This window comes from Enterobacter cloacae complex sp. 2022EL-00981 (assembly GCF_028737495.1).
Lineage (GTDB): Bacteria > Pseudomonadota > Gammaproteobacteria > Enterobacterales > Enterobacteriaceae > Enterobacter > Enterobacter cloacae.
Window position 1 is genome coordinate 327690 of the sequence record NZ_JAQZRK010000002.1, and the last position, 20530, is coordinate 348219.

General features: G+C 55.9%; 18 protein-coding genes and 1 pseudogene. 8 read left to right on the plus strand and 11 right to left on the minus strand.

Annotated features, from left to right (window positions below; translation table 11 throughout):
• The first annotated feature begins 30 nt into the window (after positions 1-30).
• From PUZ33_RS03400 to PUZ33_RS03410, 3 genes are read left to right on the plus strand one after another with little or no spacing between them, the layout of a single operon-like run.
• Complete coding sequence (locus PUZ33_RS03400; RefSeq protein ID WP_062676879.1) at positions 31-1365, plus strand: SrfA family protein; 1335 nt, start codon at positions 31-33, stop codon at positions 1363-1365.
• 4 nt (positions 1366-1369) lie between these two features.
• Entirely contained in the window at positions 1370-4351 is a 2982-nt protein-coding gene (locus PUZ33_RS03405) for a virulence factor SrfB (protein WP_063161212.1), read from the plus strand.
• The gene (locus PUZ33_RS03410) at positions 4348-6522 is read left to right on the plus strand and encodes a virulence factor SrfC family protein (protein ID WP_062676877.1); all 2175 of its coding nucleotides are present in this window, start codon (positions 4348-4350) and stop codon (positions 6520-6522) included. Before PUZ33_RS03405 ends, PUZ33_RS03410 begins: the two co-directional genes overlap by 4 nt.
• Before the next feature lie 56 nt (positions 6523-6578).
• Here the strand turns inward: PUZ33_RS03410 and PUZ33_RS03415 are convergent.
• The 10 genes and pseudogenes from PUZ33_RS03415 to ymcF all read right to left on the minus strand — a co-directional run bounded on the left by PUZ33_RS03415 (position 6579) and on the right by ymcF (position 15662).
• Positions 6579-7333 (minus strand): annotated as a pseudogene (locus PUZ33_RS03415) (alpha/beta fold hydrolase).
• Between the two features lie 86 nt (positions 7334-7419).
• Positions 7420-7593: a GhoT/OrtT family toxin gene (locus PUZ33_RS03420; protein WP_013096478.1), complete on the minus strand. Its 174-nt coding sequence runs from the start codon at positions 7591-7593 to the stop codon at positions 7420-7422.
• A gap of 285 nt (positions 7594-7878) precedes the next feature.
• Entirely contained in the window at positions 7879-8166 is a 288-nt protein-coding gene (locus PUZ33_RS03425) for a hypothetical protein (RefSeq protein ID WP_020689178.1), read from the minus strand.
• A 174-nt stretch (positions 8167-8340) separates the two neighbouring features.
• Positions 8341-9765, minus strand: a complete 1425-nt coding sequence (gene patD, locus PUZ33_RS03430; RefSeq protein ID WP_062676875.1) for an aminobutyraldehyde dehydrogenase — start codon at positions 9763-9765, stop codon at positions 8341-8343.
• 24 nt (positions 9766-9789) lie between these two features.
• Positions 9790-10596 carry an ABC transporter permease gene (locus PUZ33_RS03435; RefSeq protein WP_062676874.1) on the minus strand — a complete coding sequence of 269 codons (807 nt, stop codon included), beginning with the start codon at positions 10594-10596 and terminating at the stop codon, positions 9790-9792.
• Positions 10586-11530 (minus strand): ABC transporter permease, encoded by a 945-nt coding sequence (locus tag PUZ33_RS03440; RefSeq protein ID WP_058682816.1) that lies wholly within the window; start codon positions 11528-11530, stop codon positions 10586-10588. Before PUZ33_RS03440 ends, PUZ33_RS03435 begins: the two co-directional genes overlap by 11 nt.
• Position 11531: 1 nt before the next feature.
• Positions 11532-12545 (minus strand): ABC transporter ATP-binding protein, encoded by a 1014-nt coding sequence (locus PUZ33_RS03445; RefSeq protein WP_058682815.1) that lies wholly within the window; start codon positions 12543-12545, stop codon positions 11532-11534.
• Positions 12546-12562: 17 nt separating this feature from the next.
• Positions 12563-13708, minus strand: coding sequence for a putative ABC transporter substrate-binding protein YdcS (ydcS, locus tag PUZ33_RS03450; RefSeq protein WP_014832084.1), 1146 nt, complete (start codon positions 13706-13708; stop codon positions 12563-12565).
• Positions 13709-13981: 273 nt separating this feature from the next.
• The gene (locus tag PUZ33_RS03455; protein ID WP_023621162.1) at positions 13982-15391 is read right to left on the minus strand and encodes an aminotransferase-like domain-containing protein; all 1410 of its coding nucleotides are present in this window, start codon (positions 15389-15391) and stop codon (positions 13982-13984) included.
• An 82-nt stretch (positions 15392-15473) separates the two neighbouring features.
• Entirely contained in the window at positions 15474-15662 is a 189-nt protein-coding gene (gene ymcF, locus PUZ33_RS03460; protein WP_020689184.1) for a cold shock small protein YmcF, read from the minus strand.
• 392 nt (positions 15663-16054) lie between these two features.
• Between ymcF and PUZ33_RS03465 the strand changes: the two genes are divergently transcribed.
• From PUZ33_RS03465 to hslJ, 4 genes are all read left to right on the plus strand, one after another.
• Positions 16055-17455 carry a cytochrome ubiquinol oxidase subunit I gene (locus PUZ33_RS03465; RefSeq protein WP_062676873.1) on the plus strand — a complete coding sequence of 467 codons (1401 nt, stop codon included), beginning with the start codon at positions 16055-16057 and terminating at the stop codon, positions 17453-17455.
• Positions 17455-18465 carry a cytochrome d ubiquinol oxidase subunit II gene (cydB, locus tag PUZ33_RS03470; protein WP_062676872.1) on the plus strand — a complete coding sequence of 337 codons (1011 nt, stop codon included), beginning with the start codon at positions 17455-17457 and terminating at the stop codon, positions 18463-18465. The genes PUZ33_RS03465 and cydB overlap by 1 nt, the downstream gene beginning before the upstream one ends.
• The gene (locus PUZ33_RS03475; protein ID WP_013096467.1) at positions 18465-18593 is read left to right on the plus strand and encodes a DUF2474 domain-containing protein; all 129 of its coding nucleotides are present in this window, start codon (positions 18465-18467) and stop codon (positions 18591-18593) included. The genes cydB and PUZ33_RS03475 overlap by 1 nt, the downstream gene beginning before the upstream one ends.
• 127 nt (positions 18594-18720) lie before the next feature.
• Positions 18721-19158 carry a heat shock protein HslJ gene (gene hslJ, locus PUZ33_RS03480; RefSeq protein ID WP_013096466.1) on the plus strand — a complete coding sequence of 146 codons (438 nt, stop codon included), beginning with the start codon at positions 18721-18723 and terminating at the stop codon, positions 19156-19158.
• Here hslJ and PUZ33_RS03485 read toward each other — a convergent pair whose 3' ends face one another.
• Entirely contained in the window at positions 19159-19425 is a 267-nt protein-coding gene (locus PUZ33_RS03485) for a putative hemolysin (RefSeq protein WP_013096465.1), read from the minus strand.
• Between the two features lie 208 nt (positions 19426-19633).
• Between PUZ33_RS03485 and PUZ33_RS03490 the strand changes: the two genes are divergently transcribed.
• Positions 19634-20518, plus strand: a complete 885-nt coding sequence (locus PUZ33_RS03490) for a hypothetical protein (RefSeq protein ID WP_058682810.1) — start codon at positions 19634-19636, stop codon at positions 20516-20518.
• Positions 20519-20530: the final 12 nt, after the last annotated feature.

The window sequence follows — 20530 nt, forward strand, 5'->3', positions numbered from 1 at the left end:
ACGGTGTGAAGAAGTATATGGGATCAAATCGTGGCAAAAACTCTTTTACGCAGCGGTAATCTGGATGATTTTCAGGCCGTTGGCGGCGGCGGACAAGCCGTTTTTGAATCAGCGTTGCAAATACGTGAAGCACTCCGGTTGCGCAAACAGCAGGCCATTGTCGACTGTCTGGCCATTCCACAGGTCAACGACGGCGGTGACCGCGTGGACTGGTACTCCCCGGTGGAAGGTAGCGTCACCAGCTGGAAAACGGCCAATGAAGATGACCGTTTTCGCGCCCTGCGCTATCTGGAAAATACCCTTGCCAGCGTTGAATCGCTGAGTAAGAAATGCCTCCAGTCGCCTAAAACCGCACAACAGCTTTTTGGCTCCTTGCTGTCGAAAGCCTTCCAGTTCCCGAGCGAAAATTTCCTTTATCTGGTCGACGGTAAACCGGTCATTGCGTTCTGGGGATTTGTAAACCTGAACGAAAATGCACGCGATGACGTACTCGACTGCCTGCGCGAATCGCTGATCCCTGAGCCCGCGCCGGTGGTGATTGAAGATCCTGAACCGGAACCAGAACCGACCCCGGCCGTCACCTTTGAACACGCTGACGAACCTTTGATCGCGCCGGCCACGGTTGTGCGCATTACGCCGGAAGCGCTGTATGAGCCCGAGTCCGCACCCGCCGTTGCGCCGCCTGTTGAAGAGCCTGCTCCTGCGCCCGTCGTGAAAAAGCGTCGCGTGCCCTTATGGTCGCTGCCGGTTGCCGCTGTGATCGTTGCCGCCATTGCCGCCCCGCTGCTGTGGCCAAAACAGGCCCCTTCGGCAGAGCCCGCGCCAGCCGCCGCCCCGGCACCGCAACCCGTGGCGATTGCCCCAAAACCGATTAAAGTGGTTGAGCCGCTGCCGCTGCATCAGGCTGAGGTGGTAGAGAATAAAGCGAAGGAACCCGATCCCGCTCCGGTGTCTGCCCCGGTGGTGATTGCCGCGATCCCGAAAGATGCCATGGTCATGGAGGCCGGTCAGGTCAAAGCGGGCTCGACGCGTTTCCTGAACGGCACCTGGCGCGCCATTCTTGACGTAAAAGATCCGGTGACCGGCAAACCGCCGTCACTGCGCTATCAGATCCAGAACAACAAAGGCTTCGCCCGTGTTGTGCATGGCGATAACGTTGTGTGCCGCGTAGAGGTTTTCTCCGGCCTGCACAGCAATGGCGAGCTGATGATTAAGAGTCGCGGCAATGCACGCTGCACAGACGGTTCCCGCTACCCGATGCCGGAAGTCTCCTGTAAAGCAGGCACCAGCGATGTCGCCGAATGCAATGCCCGTTATGATGCAAAAACCGTCGTTCCACTGACGTTTAAGAAAGCAGGTGCCTGATCCTATGCTGGTAAATCTTTGCGACTATAAACAGAGCGTTACGCTTATTGCCAACAGCGGTGTACAGTTCCTCGATTTCGGCCTGACCCCGCAGGACACCGCCAGCAACGGACGTTTCGTGCGTAAAACCGCGAACGGCCCGCTTTTGCGCCTTGATTTCGACCTGGTTAACGGGCGTTACACACTGCCCGGCACGGACGGCGGCCAACCTGAGGTGGTCAAGCCTGAGACAACCATCGCGCTGCATCAGTCCCTGGCCGTGCTGGATGGCGTCTGGCTCCCCGTTCCGTTCCTGCGCTTCAACCCGCCGCGAACCTTTGTTGACGGCCCGGACAACTGGGCGCGCGTTCAGGTCCGCAAGCTGGAGACGCCGGACACCGCAGGTAACACCCATCGTGTCGCCCTCGCCCTCGACAGCCAGATTGCAGAGCATGCCACCTCCGCGCTGTCGCCGGTGGAAAACGATATTCTTAACGGGACCCGCTTCGCGCTGGCCTGGCGCGATGCCGAAGTAGAAAATTTCCTCGACCAGACGTGGATAGATGGCTGGCTGCGCGAAGCGTTCACGCAGTACGCCTCGGACGTCGAACACCGTTCAGAACGCGATCTGCAGCAGGCCATGCGCAGCTTTGAGTATCAGGCACACTGGCTGAATGTGCTGACCATGCTTGGTGAACAGCTCACCGTGCCGGAAGTCAAATTTGTCACCCATACGCTCAGCACGCCTGCCATTCCGGTCGATTTGATCCTCGACGTGGGCAACACCCATACCTGCGGCGTGATTATTGAAGATCACGGCGACGCCAACGACGGTCTGCGTCAGACGGCCGAGTTGCAGGTGCGCTCTTTAAGCGAGCCGCAGTTCCTCAATGAGCCCCTGTTTACCAGCCGCCTGGAGTTCTCGGAAGCACGCTTTGGCAAACAGCACTTCTCGGTTGAAAGCGGTCGCGAGGATGCCTTCGTCTGGCCTTCTATTGTCCGGGTTGGCGATGAGGCGCGTAAGCTGGCTATGCAGCGTCTGGGGACTGAAGGTAACAGCGGTATCTCCAGCCCGCGTCGCTACCTGTGGGATGAGACGCCGGTGGTGCAGGACTGGCGTTTCAGCCAGATGAACAGCAAAACCCAACGCGAGCCGCTGGCGACCGCGTTCCCGCTGATGAACCTGATGAATGATGACGGCGAACCGCTGTTTACGCTGCCCCAGGACGAGCGTCTGCCGGTTTTCTCCCCGCAGTACAGCCGCAGCACCCTGATGACCCATATGCTGTGCGAGCTGCTGGCACAGGCGCTGGGCCAGATCAACAGCGTCGCCACGCGCTTGCGTCTGGGCTTCCCGGCGTCTCCGCGCCAGCTGCGCACGCTGATCCTCACACTGCCCTCGGCGATGCCGAAGCAGGAGCGCGAGATCTTCCGTCGCCGCATGTTTGAAGCGATTGCCATCGTCTGGAAAGCGATGGGATGGCATCCGCAGGATGAAGACTTTGCCACCCGCAAGCAGCAGGATAAAAGCGTGGTGCCGGTGCCTGAGATCCAGATGGAGTGGGATGAAGCGAGCTGCGGGCAACTGGTCTGGCTTTACAACGAAGCGATCTCCCGTTTTGGTGGTCAGACGGAAGCCTTCTTCGCCTCCCTCGCCCGCCCGGATCGTGAACCCGAGCCTGGTGTCCAGCCGGGTCGCGCGCTGCGCGTTGCTTCTATCGATATTGGCGGCGGCACCACAGATATGGCGATCACCCACTATCAGCTGGATGACGGCTCCGGGAATAACGTCAAAATCACGCCACAGCTTCTCTTCCGCGAAGGGTTTAAAGTGGCCGGCGACGACACGCTGCTGGACGTTATCCAGCGCTATGTGTTGCCAGCCCTGCAAACGCAGTTGCAGAAGTCCGGCATTGCGGACGCGTCTCTGCTGATGGCGTCGTTGTTCGGTGACTCCGGGCGTATTGATACCCAAGCGGTATTGCGCCAGCAGACCGCACTTCAGCTCTTTATGCCGATCGGTCATGCGATCCTTGCCGCGTGGGAATCCAGCGACATTGACGATCCGCTGGCCGGTTTGCATGCCACCTTTGGCGATCTGCTGCCGCAGAAGCCGACCCGCAACGTGATGAACTACCTGCAGCAGGCAGTCGACCACGCTCTGCCTGCTGGCTCTGAAGCCTTCGACCTGTTTGCCGTGCCGCTGCATGTGAATTTCCGCGAAATGCAGGATGCGATGCTGGCAGGTCAGTTCACGCTGGCCTCTCCGCTTCATGCGGTGTGCGAAGCGATCTCTCATTACAGCTGCGATATTTTGCTGATCACCGGTCGTCCGGGGTGCCTGCCGGGCGTGCAGGCGCTGATCCGCCATCTCCAGCCCGTGCCGGTTAATCGCATCGTATGGCTGGATAAATACCAGGTTCATGAGTGGTATCCGTTCAGCCAGCAGGGTCGCATCGGCAACCCGAAATCGACCGCCGCCGTGGGGGCCATGCTCTGCAGCCTGGCGCTCGATTTGCGTCTGCCGCGCTTTAACTTTAAGGCGGCCGATATTGGCGCTTACTCCACCGTGCGCTATCTGGGCGTGCTGGATAACACCGTTAACACGCTGCGTGAGGAGAACGTCTGGTATCAGGATATCGACCTGGATAAACCTGGCGCAAAACTCGACGCCCGCCTGCATTTCCCGCTGCGTGGGAACGTCACGCTTGGCTTCCGCCAGCTGGCGAACGCACGCTGGCCGGCGACGCCGCTGTACACCCTGAGTATCAACTCGGCGGAACTGGCCAAAGCGATTGCTGGCGACGGCGTGCTGAACGTGCGGCTTAAGCTCTGCGGAGGCAGCAAGCACGAAGGCCCGGAATCTTTCGAGCTGAGCGACGCCTGGCTGCAGGATGGAACCCCTGTCCCACCAGACGCCTTAACCTTCAAACTGAATACCCTGGCCGATCGCCGTCATAGCGGTAGCCACTACTGGATCGACAGCGGGAGTGTATACCTGAAATGAGTGCAACGATGACCACCACGCAGGCCTTAATCGGGTGGATTAACGAGACGCGCCTGCACGCCCCGGTGCTGGATAACGATGCCGACGCCCTGCTGGCCCGTATCAATGCGGCGCAGGCGCGGGAGCAGGCCATTGAACAGGCCCTGACCCGGCGGAGCAGCATTGGTCTGTATGGCCACTCCCAAAGCGCCAAAGCGCATCTGTTGCTGTCCCTGTGCGGCAACGGTAACGGGCGGCTGAACGTCACCCCCGGGCAACGCACGTTTGACTACTTCTCACATATCAACCCGGGACATGCCCTGACCAACATGGCACTGCGTTTCACCACTGAAAGCGCGGCAGTGGACGATGAGGCTTTCCCGCTACGTCTGAGCCTGGTCACCGAGGCCGAGCTGGTGCAGCTGTTTATTGCCCGCACCACCTTACACCCGCAGATCCGCGCCGTGGATAAAGCCGTTATCGAGACGCGCCTTGAGAAGTGGCGCGGCCTGCGTCAGCCGCAGGGTGTACCGGGCATAACGGCGCAGGAAGTTGGCGCGATTGCCCGCTTCTGGCAGAGCACGGTACCTGCCGCCAGACAGCAAATTGATGATGTGCTGTGGCATCAGTTTGCGCAACTGGTGCCATCGCTTGATCTAACCACCCGGGCCAGCGTCTGGTCGCTTTTGTGGGGTGAGCAACAGGAACTGACCCAGCAGTGGTTAAAACTCGCCCATGTTCTGCACCAGACCAGCCACGCCAGCGAACTTGCCGCCCCGCTCAGCCTGCTGGTTGATAACTTTGGTCTGCCTGGCGAAGGCTTCCTGACCCATGGCACCTTTACCCTTCCGGACGCTCAGGAGACGCTGCTGCATCCCCTGAACAACGGCGAGATGCTTAATGCTATTAGCCTCCCCGTCGATGTACTGGCATTCCTGACGCGTGAACTGGTACTGCCTGTCGAGAGCAGCGCGCTGGATAACGTCGATATTATTGATATCCCGGTATTTGCAGACAACAGCGCCGATCCGCTAAGCCAGGCCAAATGTCAGTGGCTGCTGGAACACTATCGCCAGCAGCTGCAGCCAGATGTGCTGGTGATCTGCAATGCGACCGCGCAGCACGACCAGACGGCAAAAAAAGCAAAGGTACTGATGAACTGGGTCAAAGAGACGCAGCCTGCGGAGGAATCAGCCCTGCCGGGTCTGGTGTGGGCGATTACGCCTCACGACGCACGTTTTACCACCCGGCAAAATCTCGATGAAGCGGTCCAGCATCTGCTGGGTAAACCAGGCCTGCGCTGGGGCACGCTGCAGGCGCTGGACAGCCACAGCATGCAGCGCGTCATCGAGTGGCTGTCTCAGGCCACGTTACCTGCCCAGCGACAGAAACGTCTTAACACGCTGAAAACGGCGCTGCGCCAGGATCTGTCGGCTTTAATGCACAGCTATCTGGCACCGCTGGTTGAGGAGCCTGCAGCAAGACGAACTCAGGCCGAGAACATGGTTCGTACCCTGCAAAGCAGCGCTGCCCGCCACGGTGAGTTGCTCGAAGGGCTTCTGCCTCCGCTCAAAGCCTTTGAAACGCTTCTGGCCGTCCAGCAACCGCGCGAGGAGCAGGTCAACGGTCTGTTTACGGATACCATCGATCTGTTTGCCGATAATGCGCAGGAAAGTGCCAGCACGTTCCAGACAAAAGATAAAGCGCGCCTGGCGCATAAAGTGTGGATGAACCATTTGCGCCAGTGGAGTCGCAATGACGCAGCGGCCACACGCCTGGGTCTTGAGCCTGCGGTGTTACAGCAAATTGCCGAGGTTCTGGTGGTCGCCAGCTACCGTCTTAACCTGCCTCAGCAGCTTCAGCGTATTGTCGAAACCGACAAGAGCAGCGCCGCACAGCTGCATGCGGTGATAGGTAATTTCGTTGGCTGGCTGGGTTACGACCAGACGCCTGTTGCTGAACGTCCGGCAAGCCGCATCCGTAAGGGGCTGGCAATCTTTGTTACGCCCGTGGTTAGCTGCGCCGCGCCGCGCCTGACGCGCCTGGGGGAACAGCCTGTCCATGCGGCCACCGCATACGTTTACGACTGGCTGGTTGCCCTCTATAGCCGGGCAATAGAGAACATTGATTATCAGCACCCGCATGATGTTCAGCCTGACGCACGTCGGGCACTTCGGGCTTTAATCATGTAGCAGCCTTTGTTGCCGGGTGGCGCTGCGCTTACCCGGCCAACATTCCGCAACGATAATCACGCCGCCATACACTCCGCTAACGTCTGCGCCAGTGCCGACGGGTTTTCCCACGACATGGAGTGCCCCGCAGCAGGGATGATTTTGACCTCAACGCCCTTCTGCTTCAGGCGCTCTACATCGTCATCCGGCAAAGAGAGCTCGCCAAAAATCAACGTCACCGGCAAGGCAGCGACAGAAATTGCGTTTCCCAGTCTGGCTCAACGCCTGCCACCAGGCTCGATGCGCCGCGCCAGACAGCATAAGGTGCATTACTTTGGAGGCACCCGGCCCACGCCGTTTTTTCTGCACAGAGCATGGCCTGATATCCCTGTTTCAGAAACTGCTGTTCCGTTTGTGCGGCAATCGAGCGGCTGAACATCCCACCCCCGGCATGAAAATTGGGTTCCGACACCATCAGCCCTTTAACACGCGATGCCAGCAGCCCCGCCGCTTCAATGGCGATGCTGCCGCCCATGCTGTGACCGTACAGCCAGAAGGCATCGAGCTTGAGATGATCCATCAGTTCAGCCACAACGCGGGCCTGATCGGTAGTTTTGTAGCTGTAGTGCTCAGGCTTATCGCTGTAACCGCTGCCGGGTAAATCGATGAGAATCGTTCTGCACCCGCCAAACTGAGGGTCACGAACGACGCGGGGATATTCATAGGACGAGGCGCAGCCCAATCCGTGGATGAAGACGACAGGATCGCCGGTGCCGGGCAAATCATGCCAGCGGACGATGCAACCCGCATGTTGCGAGTAAAAACTGTTCATAAGCACTCCTTTTACGATGCACTGTTTATTTATACAGTTATCGTGACGGGAATGCCATGTTCATCGTTTAAAAATGGAAGCGTGCTTCAGAAAAGCGAGACCAGCAGCGCAACGGGGAAGCTCATCGGCCAGGTCGACCCTACCAGAAACGCGCTGAGCAGGCGGATGCGTTTACGATCTTTAGACAGGAACCAGGTGATTAATGCGCAGATAGAAGCCATGATTGCGTAAAAAACCAACATCTTTTGATACAACGTCATTCTGTATTCCAGAGCCGAAAAAATAACCGCACGCAATATGCGTCATATGTTGATACAGATCAAGTTTTTTCGTTACACAATAACCACTTAAATATTAAGGCTAATAACAAATGAGTATATTGCGTTACAACTATGCCCTGACAAGGATCCGTCTTCGAAAACCATGCATGACAAGATCAAGATTGCAGTTGACTATTTAATCCCTCTGGCTTCGATGCCCCGTGGTTATCTTCAGGTAACAAAAAACCCCGCTTGAGCGAGGTTTGGCATCTTTTCAATGGTGAATTAAAAAGGAAGCATTGCGCGGATTTCAGTGTGCCAATTATGAAAGGCAGGTAGGTCATCTAATAACCAGAAGCCTAAACCAAGTACTGCAGCACTCATCATCATTTGAGCAATAACGTTAAACCAGTATTCAATAGGTTTAGTGTCTTTGTGGATATATTCCTTTCGCATCGTTCCCTTGAAGGTTTTAGTGTAGACACCTCGTCGCAAAAAGATAATCGACTGAACAAGCATAAAGGGGCAGGTCAGAAAAATTGCACACACCGTGAACCAATATTGAAATCCCATTACCTGTCATTCCAGTTGCCGTTTTGGGCCATTATTACACATGTTTATCCAATTCCAGTCAGGATGGCATAATCATCAACCAGCAGCTCTGCTGAGCACTAATTTTAACTTCAATGGTCCACAAGCAAGCGACTGCAATATATTTCCAATATATTACAGTCACTTAACTGCATATTAGTGTTTTATCATCACATGCCGGACAACGGTATAATCCTCAAGCCCATATACCGACATATCTTTCCCATAACCGGATAACTTCATGCCGCCGTGTGGCATTTCGCTTACCAGCATAAAATGGGTATTCACCCAGGTGCAGCCGTATTGCAGACGCGCACTCAGCCGGTGAGCTCGCCCCACATCCCGGGTCCAGACGGACGAGGCCAGGCCATATTGTGAATCGTTAGCCCAGGCCAGCGCCTGGTCTTCGTCGTCAAATTCAGTGACGCTCACCACCGGACCAAAGACTTCACGTTGCACAATGGCATCTTCCTGTTTTGCCCCGGCCAGCAGGGTTGGCTGGAAGTAGTAACCCGCCCCCTCTTTTTTACTGCCGCCCGTCACCACGCGGATATGGCTGAGCGCTTTGGCCTCCTCCACAGCCTGACAGACGCGCGACAGATGCGCTTGCGAGCTCAGCGGCCCCAGCTCGGTAGAGGCCTCTTCCGGCGCCCCCATCTTCAGGCTGGCCACCGCTGCGCCCAGTTTTTCCACCAGTGCAGCATAAATGCCCTTCTGGGCATAAATTCGGCAGGCCGCAGTACAGTCCTGCCCGGCATTGTAGAAACCAAACGTCCGCACACCCTCGACGACCGCATCCAGATCGGCGTCATCAAAGACGATAACCGGTGCCTTGCCGCCCAGCTCCATGTGGGTACGTTTTATCGAGGATGCCGTATGGCCGATGATGTGCTCCCCGGTTGCAATTGAGCCGGTGAGTGACACCATGCGCACTTTCTCATGCCCGGTCAGCGGATCGCCTACCGTTTTTCCGCGCCCGAACAGCACGTTCAGCACGCCAGCCGGGAAAATATCCTTCGCCAGTTCGGCCAGTTTTAAGGCGGTCAGCGGCGTAATCTCAGAGGGCTTGATCACCACGCAGTTCCCGGCGGCCAGCGCAGGTGCCAGCTTCCACGCCGCCATCATCAGCGGGTAGTTCCAGGGGGCGATGGAGGCGACAACCCCGACCGGATCGCGGCGGATCATCGAAGTATGCCCGTCCAGATACTCACCCGCCGCCAGTCCGTTCAGGCAGCGGGCCGCGCCAGCAAAGAACCGAAACACATCGACTACCGCGGGGATCTCATCCCCCAGCGCGCAGTGCAGTGGCTTACCGCAGTTCAGGGATTCGAGTCTGGCAAACTCGTCGGCATGCGCTTCAATAACGTCAGCCAGTTTCAGCAGGCATTCGGCACGCGTTTTGGGCGTGGCTTGCCCCCACTGTGCGAACGCCCGATCGGCTGCCTGCACGGCCGCGTCGACCTGCGCGGCTGACGCTTCAGCAATCTCCAGCAGAACCTCTCCGGTGGCAGGGTTATAGACCGGCTGTTTTTCCCCCTCGCCACTCACCAGTTCACCATTAATCAGCAGTCGTTTTTGCATAGCATTGTCCCGTTGAAATCAATGTTATTTCCCGCTCCCGGCGCTGTTCTCGCCGTCGCGGGTTAGCCACCAGGCTCCCAGAATGGGGAAGGTTGTCACCAGCATCACCAGCAGTGCGACCACGTTGGTGACCGGCACGTCACGCGGACGTCCGAGCTGGTTAAGCAACCACAGCGGTAACGTGCGCTCGTGTCCCGCGGTAAAGGTTGTGACGATAATTTCGTCAAACGACAGAGCAAACGCCAGCATGCCCCCGGCCAGCAGCGCCGACCCAAGATTGGGCAGGACCACGTAACGGAAGGTTTGCCAGCCATCGGCCCCTAAATCCATCGACGCTTCAACCAGGCTCCAGGAGGTGCGTCGGAACCGGGCAATCACATTGTTAAACACCACCACCACGCAGAACGTGGCGTGCCCGACAACGATGGTAAAAAAACCAGGCTCCAGATTGATGGTTTTGAAAGCGGTCAGCAGCGCCAGACCGGTGATGATGCCCGGCAGCGCTATCGGTAACAGCAGCAACAGCGAAATGGCGTTTTTGCCAAAAAACGCGCTACGCCACAGCGCCGCTGCAGCAAGCGTGCCAAGTACCAGGGCAATAGCCGTCGCAAACGTCGCAATCTTAAGTGACAACGTCACGGAATCGATGATGTCGCCACGCCCCGCCGCCACGCTAAACCACTTCAACGTCAGCCCCTGCGGCGGGAAGCTGAAGGCCGCGTCCTCAGTATTAAAAGCGTAGATGGCAATAATCAGCAGGGGGAAGTGGAGGAAGATCACCCCGCCCCAGGCGGCCACTTTCAGGAACAACGGTGCGCGTTCAGAGTGCATCGAATGCTCCCAGACGTTTCACGAACGCCAGATAAAGCGAGATAAGCACAATCGGCACCAGGGTGAAGGCGGCAGCCATGGGCATATTGCCGATGGCCCCCTGCTGGGCATAGACCATATTGCCAATGAAATAGCCCGGCGGCCCTACCAGCTGTGGCACGATAAAATCACCGAGCGTCAGAGAGAAGGTAAATATCGAGCCCGCCGCGATACCCGGGATCGCCAGCGGCAGAACAACATAACGAAAGGTCTGACGCGGACGCGCGCCGAGATCGGCAGAGGCCTGCAACAACGAGGCAGGCAGCCGTTCCAGCGCCGCCTGCACGGGCAGGATCATAAACGGCAGCCAGATGTAGACAAAGACCAGAAACCGCCCCAGCCCGGAGGTTGATAACGTGTTACCGCCAATCGCCGGAAGCGTCAGAACAGAGACCAGGATCGGCTCCAGCCCCAGATGGCTGAGAAACCACTGCGCCACGCCATCTTTCGCCAGCAGCAGCGTCCACGCGTACGCTTTGACGATATAGCTCGCCCACATCGGCAGCATAACGGCAATATAGAAGAACGCTTTCCATTTGCCGCTGGTGTAACGCGCCATATACCAGGCCATCGGGAAGGCCAGAATGGCGCTGGCGACGGTGACCGCAATCGCCATCACCAGCGTACGGATGATGATGTCGTAGTTTGCCGGGTTAAAAAGTGCCTGAATGTTCGCCAGCGTCAGGTCCGGCGTAACCGACATGGTGAAGTCATCAAAGGTATAAAAGCCCTGCCACAGTAGCGTAAGGAGCGATCCCAGATAGACGATGCCAAACCACATCAGCGGTGCCAGCAGAAGCAGGAATATCCCCAGCGACGGTTTGCGCCAGAAGTGCGCGGTAATGCGGCTTAGGGTACCGCGCGGTGCGGGAGGATGTAAGACGCTCATCGCCATTTCACCCTTCCTCATGCAGGCGGATCATGGCGTCGCGCGACCATGACGCCAGCACCGCCTGCCCCGGCTCAACGCCGGTATGCAGTGTGCCCGCGCTGAGATTGGCCTGGCTCACCAGCAGTTTTGCCCCCCCGGCAAGTTTCAGCTCCAGGCGCGTTGCCGCACCCTGATACTGGACAGCCTGAACCACGCCTTCAACCTGAACCTCACCGCTCTCATTGAGTCGGATATGTTCCGGTCGAAGCGAATAAGCGCCCTGCATGCCGCACACTTTCTGCGCCAGTGCCGCATCGAAAACGTTCGAGGTGCCGACAAAGCTGGCCACGAACGGCGTACGCGGGCGCATGTATAGCTCACGCGGGGTATCCACCTGCTCAATGCGTCCGTTGTTGAAAACGGCGACCCGGTCGGACATTGACAGGGCTTCCCCCTGATCGTGGGTCACAAAAATAAAGGTGATCCCGAGTGCCTGTTGAAGTTTTTTCAGCTCGACCTGCATCTGTTCACGCAGTTTCAGATCGAGCGCGCCCAGCGGTTCATCCAGCAACAGCACGCGGGGTTCATTGACCAGCGCACGCGCAATGGCAACGCGCTGACGCTGGCCTCCAGAAAGCTGCGACGGCTTGCGCGCAATGGCAAAGCTCAGCCCGACCTTTTCCAGCGCCTCCTGCGCCAGTGCATGGCGTTTTTTCTTGTCGATGCCTTTGACCATCAGCCCGTAAGCGACGTTATCGAGAATCGACATATGCGGAAACAGCGCGTAATCCTGGAACACCGTATTGACGTCTCGCTCCCACGGAGGAAGCTCACTCGCTTCTTTACCGAAGATTGTGATCGCCCCGCCGGAGAGTTGTTCAAAACCGGCGATCAGCCGCAGGCAGGTGGTTTTGCCGGAGCCCGACGGCCCCAGCATGGAGAAAAACTCCCCGTCACGAATGGCAATGCTCACCCCATCCACCGCCCGTACGTCGCCGTACAGACGGGAAACGTCATTAAACTCTACCGCGTACGTCATGTTCTGCTCCCGGATGATTAACGGCCACCCATGATGGCGATGTAATCCTGCGTCCAGCGGCTGTAAGGCACATATTTGCCGCCTTCGGCGATCGGGGTTTTCCAGAACTTGATTTTGTCAAAAGCGTCGTAACCGTTGGTTTCACAGCCTTTCTCACCCAGCAGCGTACTGGCCTTACACCCTTGCGCCACTACCGGCAGAGAGCCAAACCACGCCGCCAGATCGCCCTGCACTTTTGGCGTCAGCGACCAGTTCATCCATTTGTAAGCACACATCGGGTGTTTTGCCTGAGCGTGAAGCATAGTGGTGTCTGCCCAGCCCGTGACACCCTCTTTCGGGAAGACGGTCGCGATCGGCTGGTTTTCGGCTTTCAGGGCATTCGCCTGGTATGGCCAGGCGCTGGACGCCACCACGCCTTCATTCTTAAAGTCACTCATCTGTACGGTGGTGTCATGCCAGTAGCGGTGGATCAGGGCGTGCTGATCGCGTAACACTTTCAGAACCGCAGCGTACTGTTCTTCCGTCAGCTGGTAGGGGTCGTTAATACCCAACTGGGGTTGAGTGGCCTTCACAAACAGCGCCGCATCGGCAATGTAAATCGGACCGTCATAGGCCTGCACGCGGCCCTGGTTGGTTTTACCGTCCGGTAAGTCCTGTTTTACAAACACCACGCTCCAGCTGTCCGGCGGTGTCGGGAAGGTTTTGGTGTTGTACATCAGCAGGTTTGGCCCCCACTGATACGGCGTGCCGTAGACGTTGCCGCCCACGTTAAACCATTCACCTTTAACGAGGCGCGGGTCGAGGGTTTTCCAGTTGGGGATGAGTTCCGGGTTAATCGGCTGAACGCGTTTGCCCATAATCAGACGGAGCGACGCATCTCCGGACGCGGTGACCAGGTCATACCCGCCTTTCGCCATCAGGCTCACCATCTCGTCCGACGTGGCGGCGGTTTTGACATTTACCGCACAGCCGGTCTCTTTTTCAAACTGGGTTACCCAGTCATAATTTTTATCCGTTTGTCCCCGCTCGATGTAACCCGGCCAGGCAATAATATCCAGCCGACCTTCTCCGTCGCCAATCGCTTTCGGTGGCTCGGCGGCTTGCGCGGTCATTATGGCCATACCAAGCGCACACAGGCTGCTGCGGGCAAATTTTTTGCTCATAAACATTACTCCAGTCGCAATGAAAATTTAGCGGCAGCCGTGCCGTAAAAATATCTCCCTCATTAAACGTAGACCGCGCAAATGCCCCGCACCGTGCGGCTTAAGGAAATTTCATCAAGGTGTGACCGAGGGCGCATTCCCCGTTAACTGGATTATAGACAAGGGGTTAGGCGTGAGAGGTGGTATGCAGATTTCGTATGATGAGACGCGGCAAAATGGTCGCCGCGGCGGCAAAAAGATAAGCAATGATTATTTAGCGAGAGACCGGAATCGTTATTTCAACATGCTGCTGATTAATTTCCCTAACTGAATAACGGCCTGCTCTTCCCGCTCTCCCCATGCCCAGGAGGTATTAAAACGGAAAAAAGGTGTCCAGACATCTGAGGTGGAAAACATCTTGCCTGGGGCAATACTGATGTGATGGCGTAACGCTTGTTCGCTTAACAGTCCTGCATCCAGCTGTGCCGGAAGCTCCAGCCACAAAAAGTAGCCGCTATCGTTATGATGGATTTTGACGCCCGGCGGCATATGGCGCAAAAGTGACTGCCACGCCTGCTGTTTACGCTCGGCCAGCGTGCGTCGCAGACGGCGAAGATGGGCGTCGTAGCGTTTGGTCGCCAGGTAATCCACCAGCGCCAGCTGCATCGGGGAGCTGGTAGAGAGCGTGCTCATCAGCTGAAGCTGCTGAATGCGCCGCGCATGTTTACCCGCCGCTACCCAGCCGATACGAAAACCGGCCACCAGACATTTCGAAAACGAGGAGCAGTGCAGCGTCATGTCCTGACGATCCCATGCTTTCGCCGGGAGCGGCTTTTCACGGCCAAAATAGAGCTCGCTGTAGACATCATCTTCAATCAGCGTGACGTTGTGCCTCGTCAGCAGCGCCACAAGCTGCGCTTTTTTCTCCAGGCTGAGCGTAAAGCCAAGCGGATTTTGACTGTTGGTCATTATCCAGCAGGCCTTGACCGGGTAATCATTCAGCGCCTGTTCAAGGGCATTGAGATCGATTCCCTCGCGCACGTCCGTCGCAATCGACAGGGCCTTCAACTTCAGACGTTCCAGCGCCTGCAGCGCGCCGTAGAAACAGGGGTTTTCGACAATCACCCAGTCCCCCGGCTCGGTCACCGCCTGGAGACTCAAGTTCAGCGCTTCGAGCGCGCCTGCGGTGATCACGATCTCCTCCGGTGAGATATTCATCCCCTGCTGTGCATAGCGGCGGGCAATGGCGTGGCGCAAATCGACATTACCCGGCGGCAGGTTTTCAATCACGCTCATCGCCGTCGCGGTTTTGCTGACGTTAGCCAGTGAGCGGTTGAGTTGCTGAAGCGGGAAAAGACGCGGGTCGGGAAAGGCGGAAGCGAAAGGAACAACCGACGGGTCGCGGCTGGCCTGCAGAACGTCGAAGATATAAGTGTTGATGTCCACCGCTTCGTCGCGCATGACCTGTGCAGGTGGCGCTGGCTGTTGTGCGGTCGGGCGCGAGGCAACGTAATAGCCCGACTGCGGTCTGGCGACAATGCGCCCCTGACTTTCCAGCATCTGATACGCGTGGCCCACGGTCATAAAACTCATGCCGCTGCTTGCCACCTGCTCTCGCAGAGAAGGCAGCTTATCGCCCGGCAACCATACGCCAAGCTCAATCTGCGAGATAATTTGTTGCGCCAGACGCTGGTATTTTTTCATCAGATTCTCCTTATTGCGGACAGTGTATATCAGCAGGAGAAAAAGAGAAGATTTTGCTAACTGTTATGGTTTATGAAATGAATTACTTACGGTACTCGGTCACATGATTGTGTGCGAGACGCGCCGCGGCCAGATGGTCGAGTGTAATCATTGGCGATTTGCAAAAAATGCATTTTGCGCCGAAGGGATTTTTCTCAGACACATCAAAGGCTGAAGTACGGTACTGCGAGCCATGACAGCATGGGCAGCGAAAATGGATATAAGAAGTCATAGGATTCTCCTGTAAACGTAAAAACGTAAATTACTCATGAGCCGATCAGGCGATAATGGTTTGAAACAAAACTAATCGGAATGTAGATAAAGACCCAAGAGAGGCTGCGGAGAGGCACAACGTGATGAGAACTGCTTTATAAAACTACGTCAGATATTTATTTGGACTCAAAACCAGAAGACCATTAACGCACGGTGCCGACGACAAAGCAAGCGGTTTAATGCATAAAATTCATTAAAAAAATATTTTTATGCCCTACAAGGAAGTATATCAGATGGCAAAAGCGGGAGCTTTTTGACAACTGTTATGGTTAAATTTCGCGTTTCTGCGTCTGATAGTCTGATCTGCACCTCTGTACCATAACAGCACACCGTTTGACATTGAGGCTGTGCATGTTTGGTTTAGATGCTTTTCACCTTGCACGGATACAGTTTGCCTTTACCGTATCCTTCCACATTATTTTCCCGGCAATCACTATCGGCCTGGCAAGCTATCTTGCTGTGCTTGAAGGGCTGTGGCTGAAAACAAAAAATCCGGTCTGGCGATCGCTGTACCACTTCTGGTCCAGGATTTTTGCCGTTAACTTTGGCATGGGCGTGGTCTCCGGGCTGGTGATGGCGTATCAGTTTGGCACTAACTGGAGTGGATTTTCGCAGTTTGCGGGCAGCATTACCGGCCCACTTCTGACCTATGAAGTGCTGACCGCCTTTTTCCTTGAGGCCGGATTCCTCGGCGTGATGCTGTTCGGCTGGAATAAAGTCGGGCCTGGGCTGCACTTCTTCGCCACCTGTATGGTGGCGCTGGGGACAATTATCTCCACCTTCTGGATCCTCTCCTCCAATAGCTGGATGCAGACCCCACAGGGCTATGAGATCGTCAACGGGCAGGTCGTCCCGGTAGACTGGTTTGCCGTGGTCTTTAACCCCTCCTTCCCTTATCGTCTGCTGCATATGTCGATAGCCGCCTTCCTCAGTAGCGCCCTGTTTGTTGGCGCATCGGCGGCATGGCATCTGCTGCGCGGAAACAATACGCCTGCCATCCGCGCTATGTTTTCTATGGCGCTGTGGATGACCCTGATTGTGGCCCCCATCCAGGCAATGGTCGGTGATATGCATGGGCTGAACACCTTAAAGCATCAGCCTGCCAAAATCGCCGCCATTGAGGGGCACTGGGAAAACCCACCGGGGGAACCTACCCCGCTACTGCTGTTTGGCTGGCCGGATATGGAACTGGAGCGCACCCGTTTTGGCCTGGAGATCCCCGCTCTTGGCAGCCTTATCCTGACGCACAGTCTGGATAAACAGGTTCCGGCGCTCAAGGAGTTCCCGAAGGAAGATCGTCCAAACTCCACCATTGTCTTCTGGTCTTTCCGCATTATGGCGGGCTTAGGCATGCTGATGCTGCTGCTCGGCGTGGTGGCGCTCTGGTTGCGTTATAAAAAGCGCGTTTACACCTCGCGCCCCTTCCTGTGGTTTGCCCTGCTGATGGGGCCTTCAGGGTTGATCGCCATACTGGCCGGATGGGTGACCACCGAAGTAGGACGCCAGCCGTGGGTCGTCTATGGGCTTCAACGTACCCGGGATGCGGTATCCGCCCATGGCGATCTGCATATGAGCGTCAGTTTGCTGGCTTTCTTCGTCGTTTACACCTCGGTCTTCGGCGTCGGTTACAGCTATATGGTGCGCCTGATTAAAAAAGGGCCTCAGCCTCACGAATCGTTCGCCACCGAGGCCGATGGACGTCCGGCACGCCCGCTTTCCGCAGTTATCACTGGCAATAAGGAGCAGCCATAATGGGTATCGATCTTTCCATTATCTGGTTTGTCATCATCGTCTTCGCGACGCTGATGTATATCGTGATGGACGGTTTTGATCTGGGGATCGGCATTCTGTTCCCGATGACGCAAAACCCGGACGATCGCGATGTGATGGTCAACAGCGTCGCCCCGGTCTGGGACGGGAATGAAACCTGGCTGGTGCTGGGTGGCGCTGCCCTCTTCGGTGCCTTTCCGCTGGCCTACGCGGTGATTATCGATGCCCTCACCATTCCGCTGACATTAATGCTGATCGGTCTTATTTTTCGTGGCGTGGCGTTTGAGTTTCGTTTTAAAGCAACGCTAGCGCACCGTCCGTTCTGGGATAAAGCCTTTATTGGCGGTTCACTTCTTGCGACGTTTACCCAGGGCATCACGGTGGGTGCCGTCATAAACGGGTTTGCAGTCACCGGGCGTGCCTATACCGGCGGTCCCTTTGACTGGTTTACCGCGTTTAACCTGTTCTGTGGCGCGGGTCTGGTGGTGGCCTATGCGCTGCTGGGCGCCACCTGGCTGGTGATGAAAAGTGAAAATGCCCTGCAACAGCGGATGCGCGAAGTTTCTAAAACGCTCTTAATTGTGCTGCTGGCCGTTATCGCGGCGATCAGTCTCTGGACCCCGCTGGCGCACCCGGCCATCGCCGCGCGCTGGTTTACGCTACCTAATTTGTTTTACCTGTTGCCGGTTCCGGCTCTGGTCGTCCTGCTGAGCCTGTATCAGTGGCGCTGCCTGAATAATCTGCAAAGCCATAATCGGCCGTTTATCCTGACGCTGGGGCTTATTTTTCTCGGCTTTAGCGGGCTTGGGATCAGCATCTGGCCGCATATTATTCCACCGTCGATCACCCTGTGGCAGGCGGCCGCGCCGACACAAAGTCAGGGCTTTATGCTGGTAGGTGCGTTGTTGATCATTCCCGTGATTCTGGTCTACACCTTCTGGAGTTACTACGTATTTCGCGGAAAAGTACAGCATGGGGAGGGTTATCACTGATGCAACAGCCTGTCTGGAAACGATTGCTGTGGCTGGCCATTATCTGGGGCGGCAGCGTACTGGCGCTGGCGGCTGTCAGTATGTTCTTCCGCATGCTGATGACGGCCGCCGGGTTTAAATCTCACTGATCTTGTCCCGGGCAACCGCTGCGTTGCCCGGTCTTCTTCCCGCACTTTCAGATAAACCCCATTAACGCACGCCAGCGTATCGTTACACTGGTAAATGATTCACAGTATTTATAGTTCGAGAAGAAAAATGAAAAAACTCATTGCGTTAAGTGTTATCAGTCTTGTCCTCTCCGGCTGCGTTAATCCGGGTAAAGCGTCTGTTCAGCCGGAGCAGCTTAAGAACCACCGCTTTGTGCTGGAAAATGTGGACGGGAAAGCCGTGAAGGCCACGACAACGCAACCTGAGATCAGTTTTAGCGCGTTGCCCGATATCAGCCTGGTTAATAACATCAGCATTTCCGGCGTGATGTGTAACCGCTTCAACGGACAGGGAAAATTGTCCGAAGGGGAACTTAAGGTTAAAGGGCTGGCCATGACGCGCAAACTCTGTACCGAACCACAATTGAACGAACTGGATCAGGCCATCGGCGACATGCTGCGCAAAGGGGCGCAGGTCGACCTGACTGAAGACCAGTTAACGCTGGCGACAGCCGACAAAACGCTGATGTTTAAACGCGCTGAATAATCAGTAGCTACCGCAGGATCCAACGGCAAGCGACTGTTCACTGCAGCGTTTGCCGTTTGGCAAGGCGCACATCCCGATCGCAGAGCCATCGAGCTGGCGGGCAACCGACAGTGAGCCACCAATCATCGCGCAGTTGGCTTGTCCTGAACTGGACATCGCGGCTTTCATTCCCGGCGTCACGTGTGCCGCCGTGGCCTGCTGAACAGGTTCGTTACTACAGGCAGACAGCAATAACGCGGCACACCCTACCCAAAACGCTGAACGCATGCTCTCTCTCCCCCATGAATAATGCGAAACCTATGCATAATAGGCATCACATCCCGTGCCGTCGAGAGCGGAAGTGCGTATTTATGCGCTGCTGAAACAATTTCTCGCAATTTTTTTGGATATTGTTGAACCTGAAGCTGTTGGCAGTATATTACTGCTTTGCTCTTTGGGATTGCGTTAACAGGCTGGTTCATAAGGATAATAATCAATGCCGATTTACAATAAGTCGTTTTGCGTAGCCGTGCTCGCGCTGTGTTCTTTTCATGCCCGGGCTGAGCAGTGCTCACCCGAAAGCGTAAACAAAAATAAAACCAATAATTTCATTCTACTGCAACAGCAAATTAATGGAGCAATACCTAAAACGATTGAGACCAGGATTGAGAGTCCGGACGGTTACATCCGTACAACAATAAATGCGAGTTACAACCGCTGTGGCGAACTTCTTGGCGGCAGTATGCTGGAGGTAAAAACAGCAACCTATCCTCAATCTGTTCTTGTGATTACCAGTGCGATAAAACTCAGTAAAGCGGATTACGGCTGGCGCATCCTTGTCGATGGCAAAGGCATCGGAACGGACAAGCGCAACCAAAAATCGACACTGTTATTCCGTCATAATGTTGAAGGTATGTATTTGCTAAACAAAAAAGGGATTATCAGTAAAGCAGTTAACCGCGGCACCATTACTGCCACAACGCCGGGGGAGAAAGATCGAACCAGCATGGGCACCATTCTGTATACCCTCAATACAACAGGGGCTCTTACCCGTTCAGAAAACAAAAGTAACCTGGCGATTGAGAATTACCGCACGGAGTACGAGTACGACACGCATCATCGCCTGACAAAAAGGTATACACCTAACGTCGTGGATGAGTATGTTTACGATGATGCAGGTCGCCAGCTAACCTGGACGAACACCGAGACCTATTACACTATCGAAAAAACGGTGAATACCTGTAAGGAATGGGACACTAACGGGGAATGTATCCAGGCGGATATCGACATCACTATCTCCTCACCAGATAACGACAAAGGCAAGGCTTTTGAGTACAAACATAAAGCAGCCATGACAGCGACTTATGAATACTGGAACTGAATTATTTAAGAT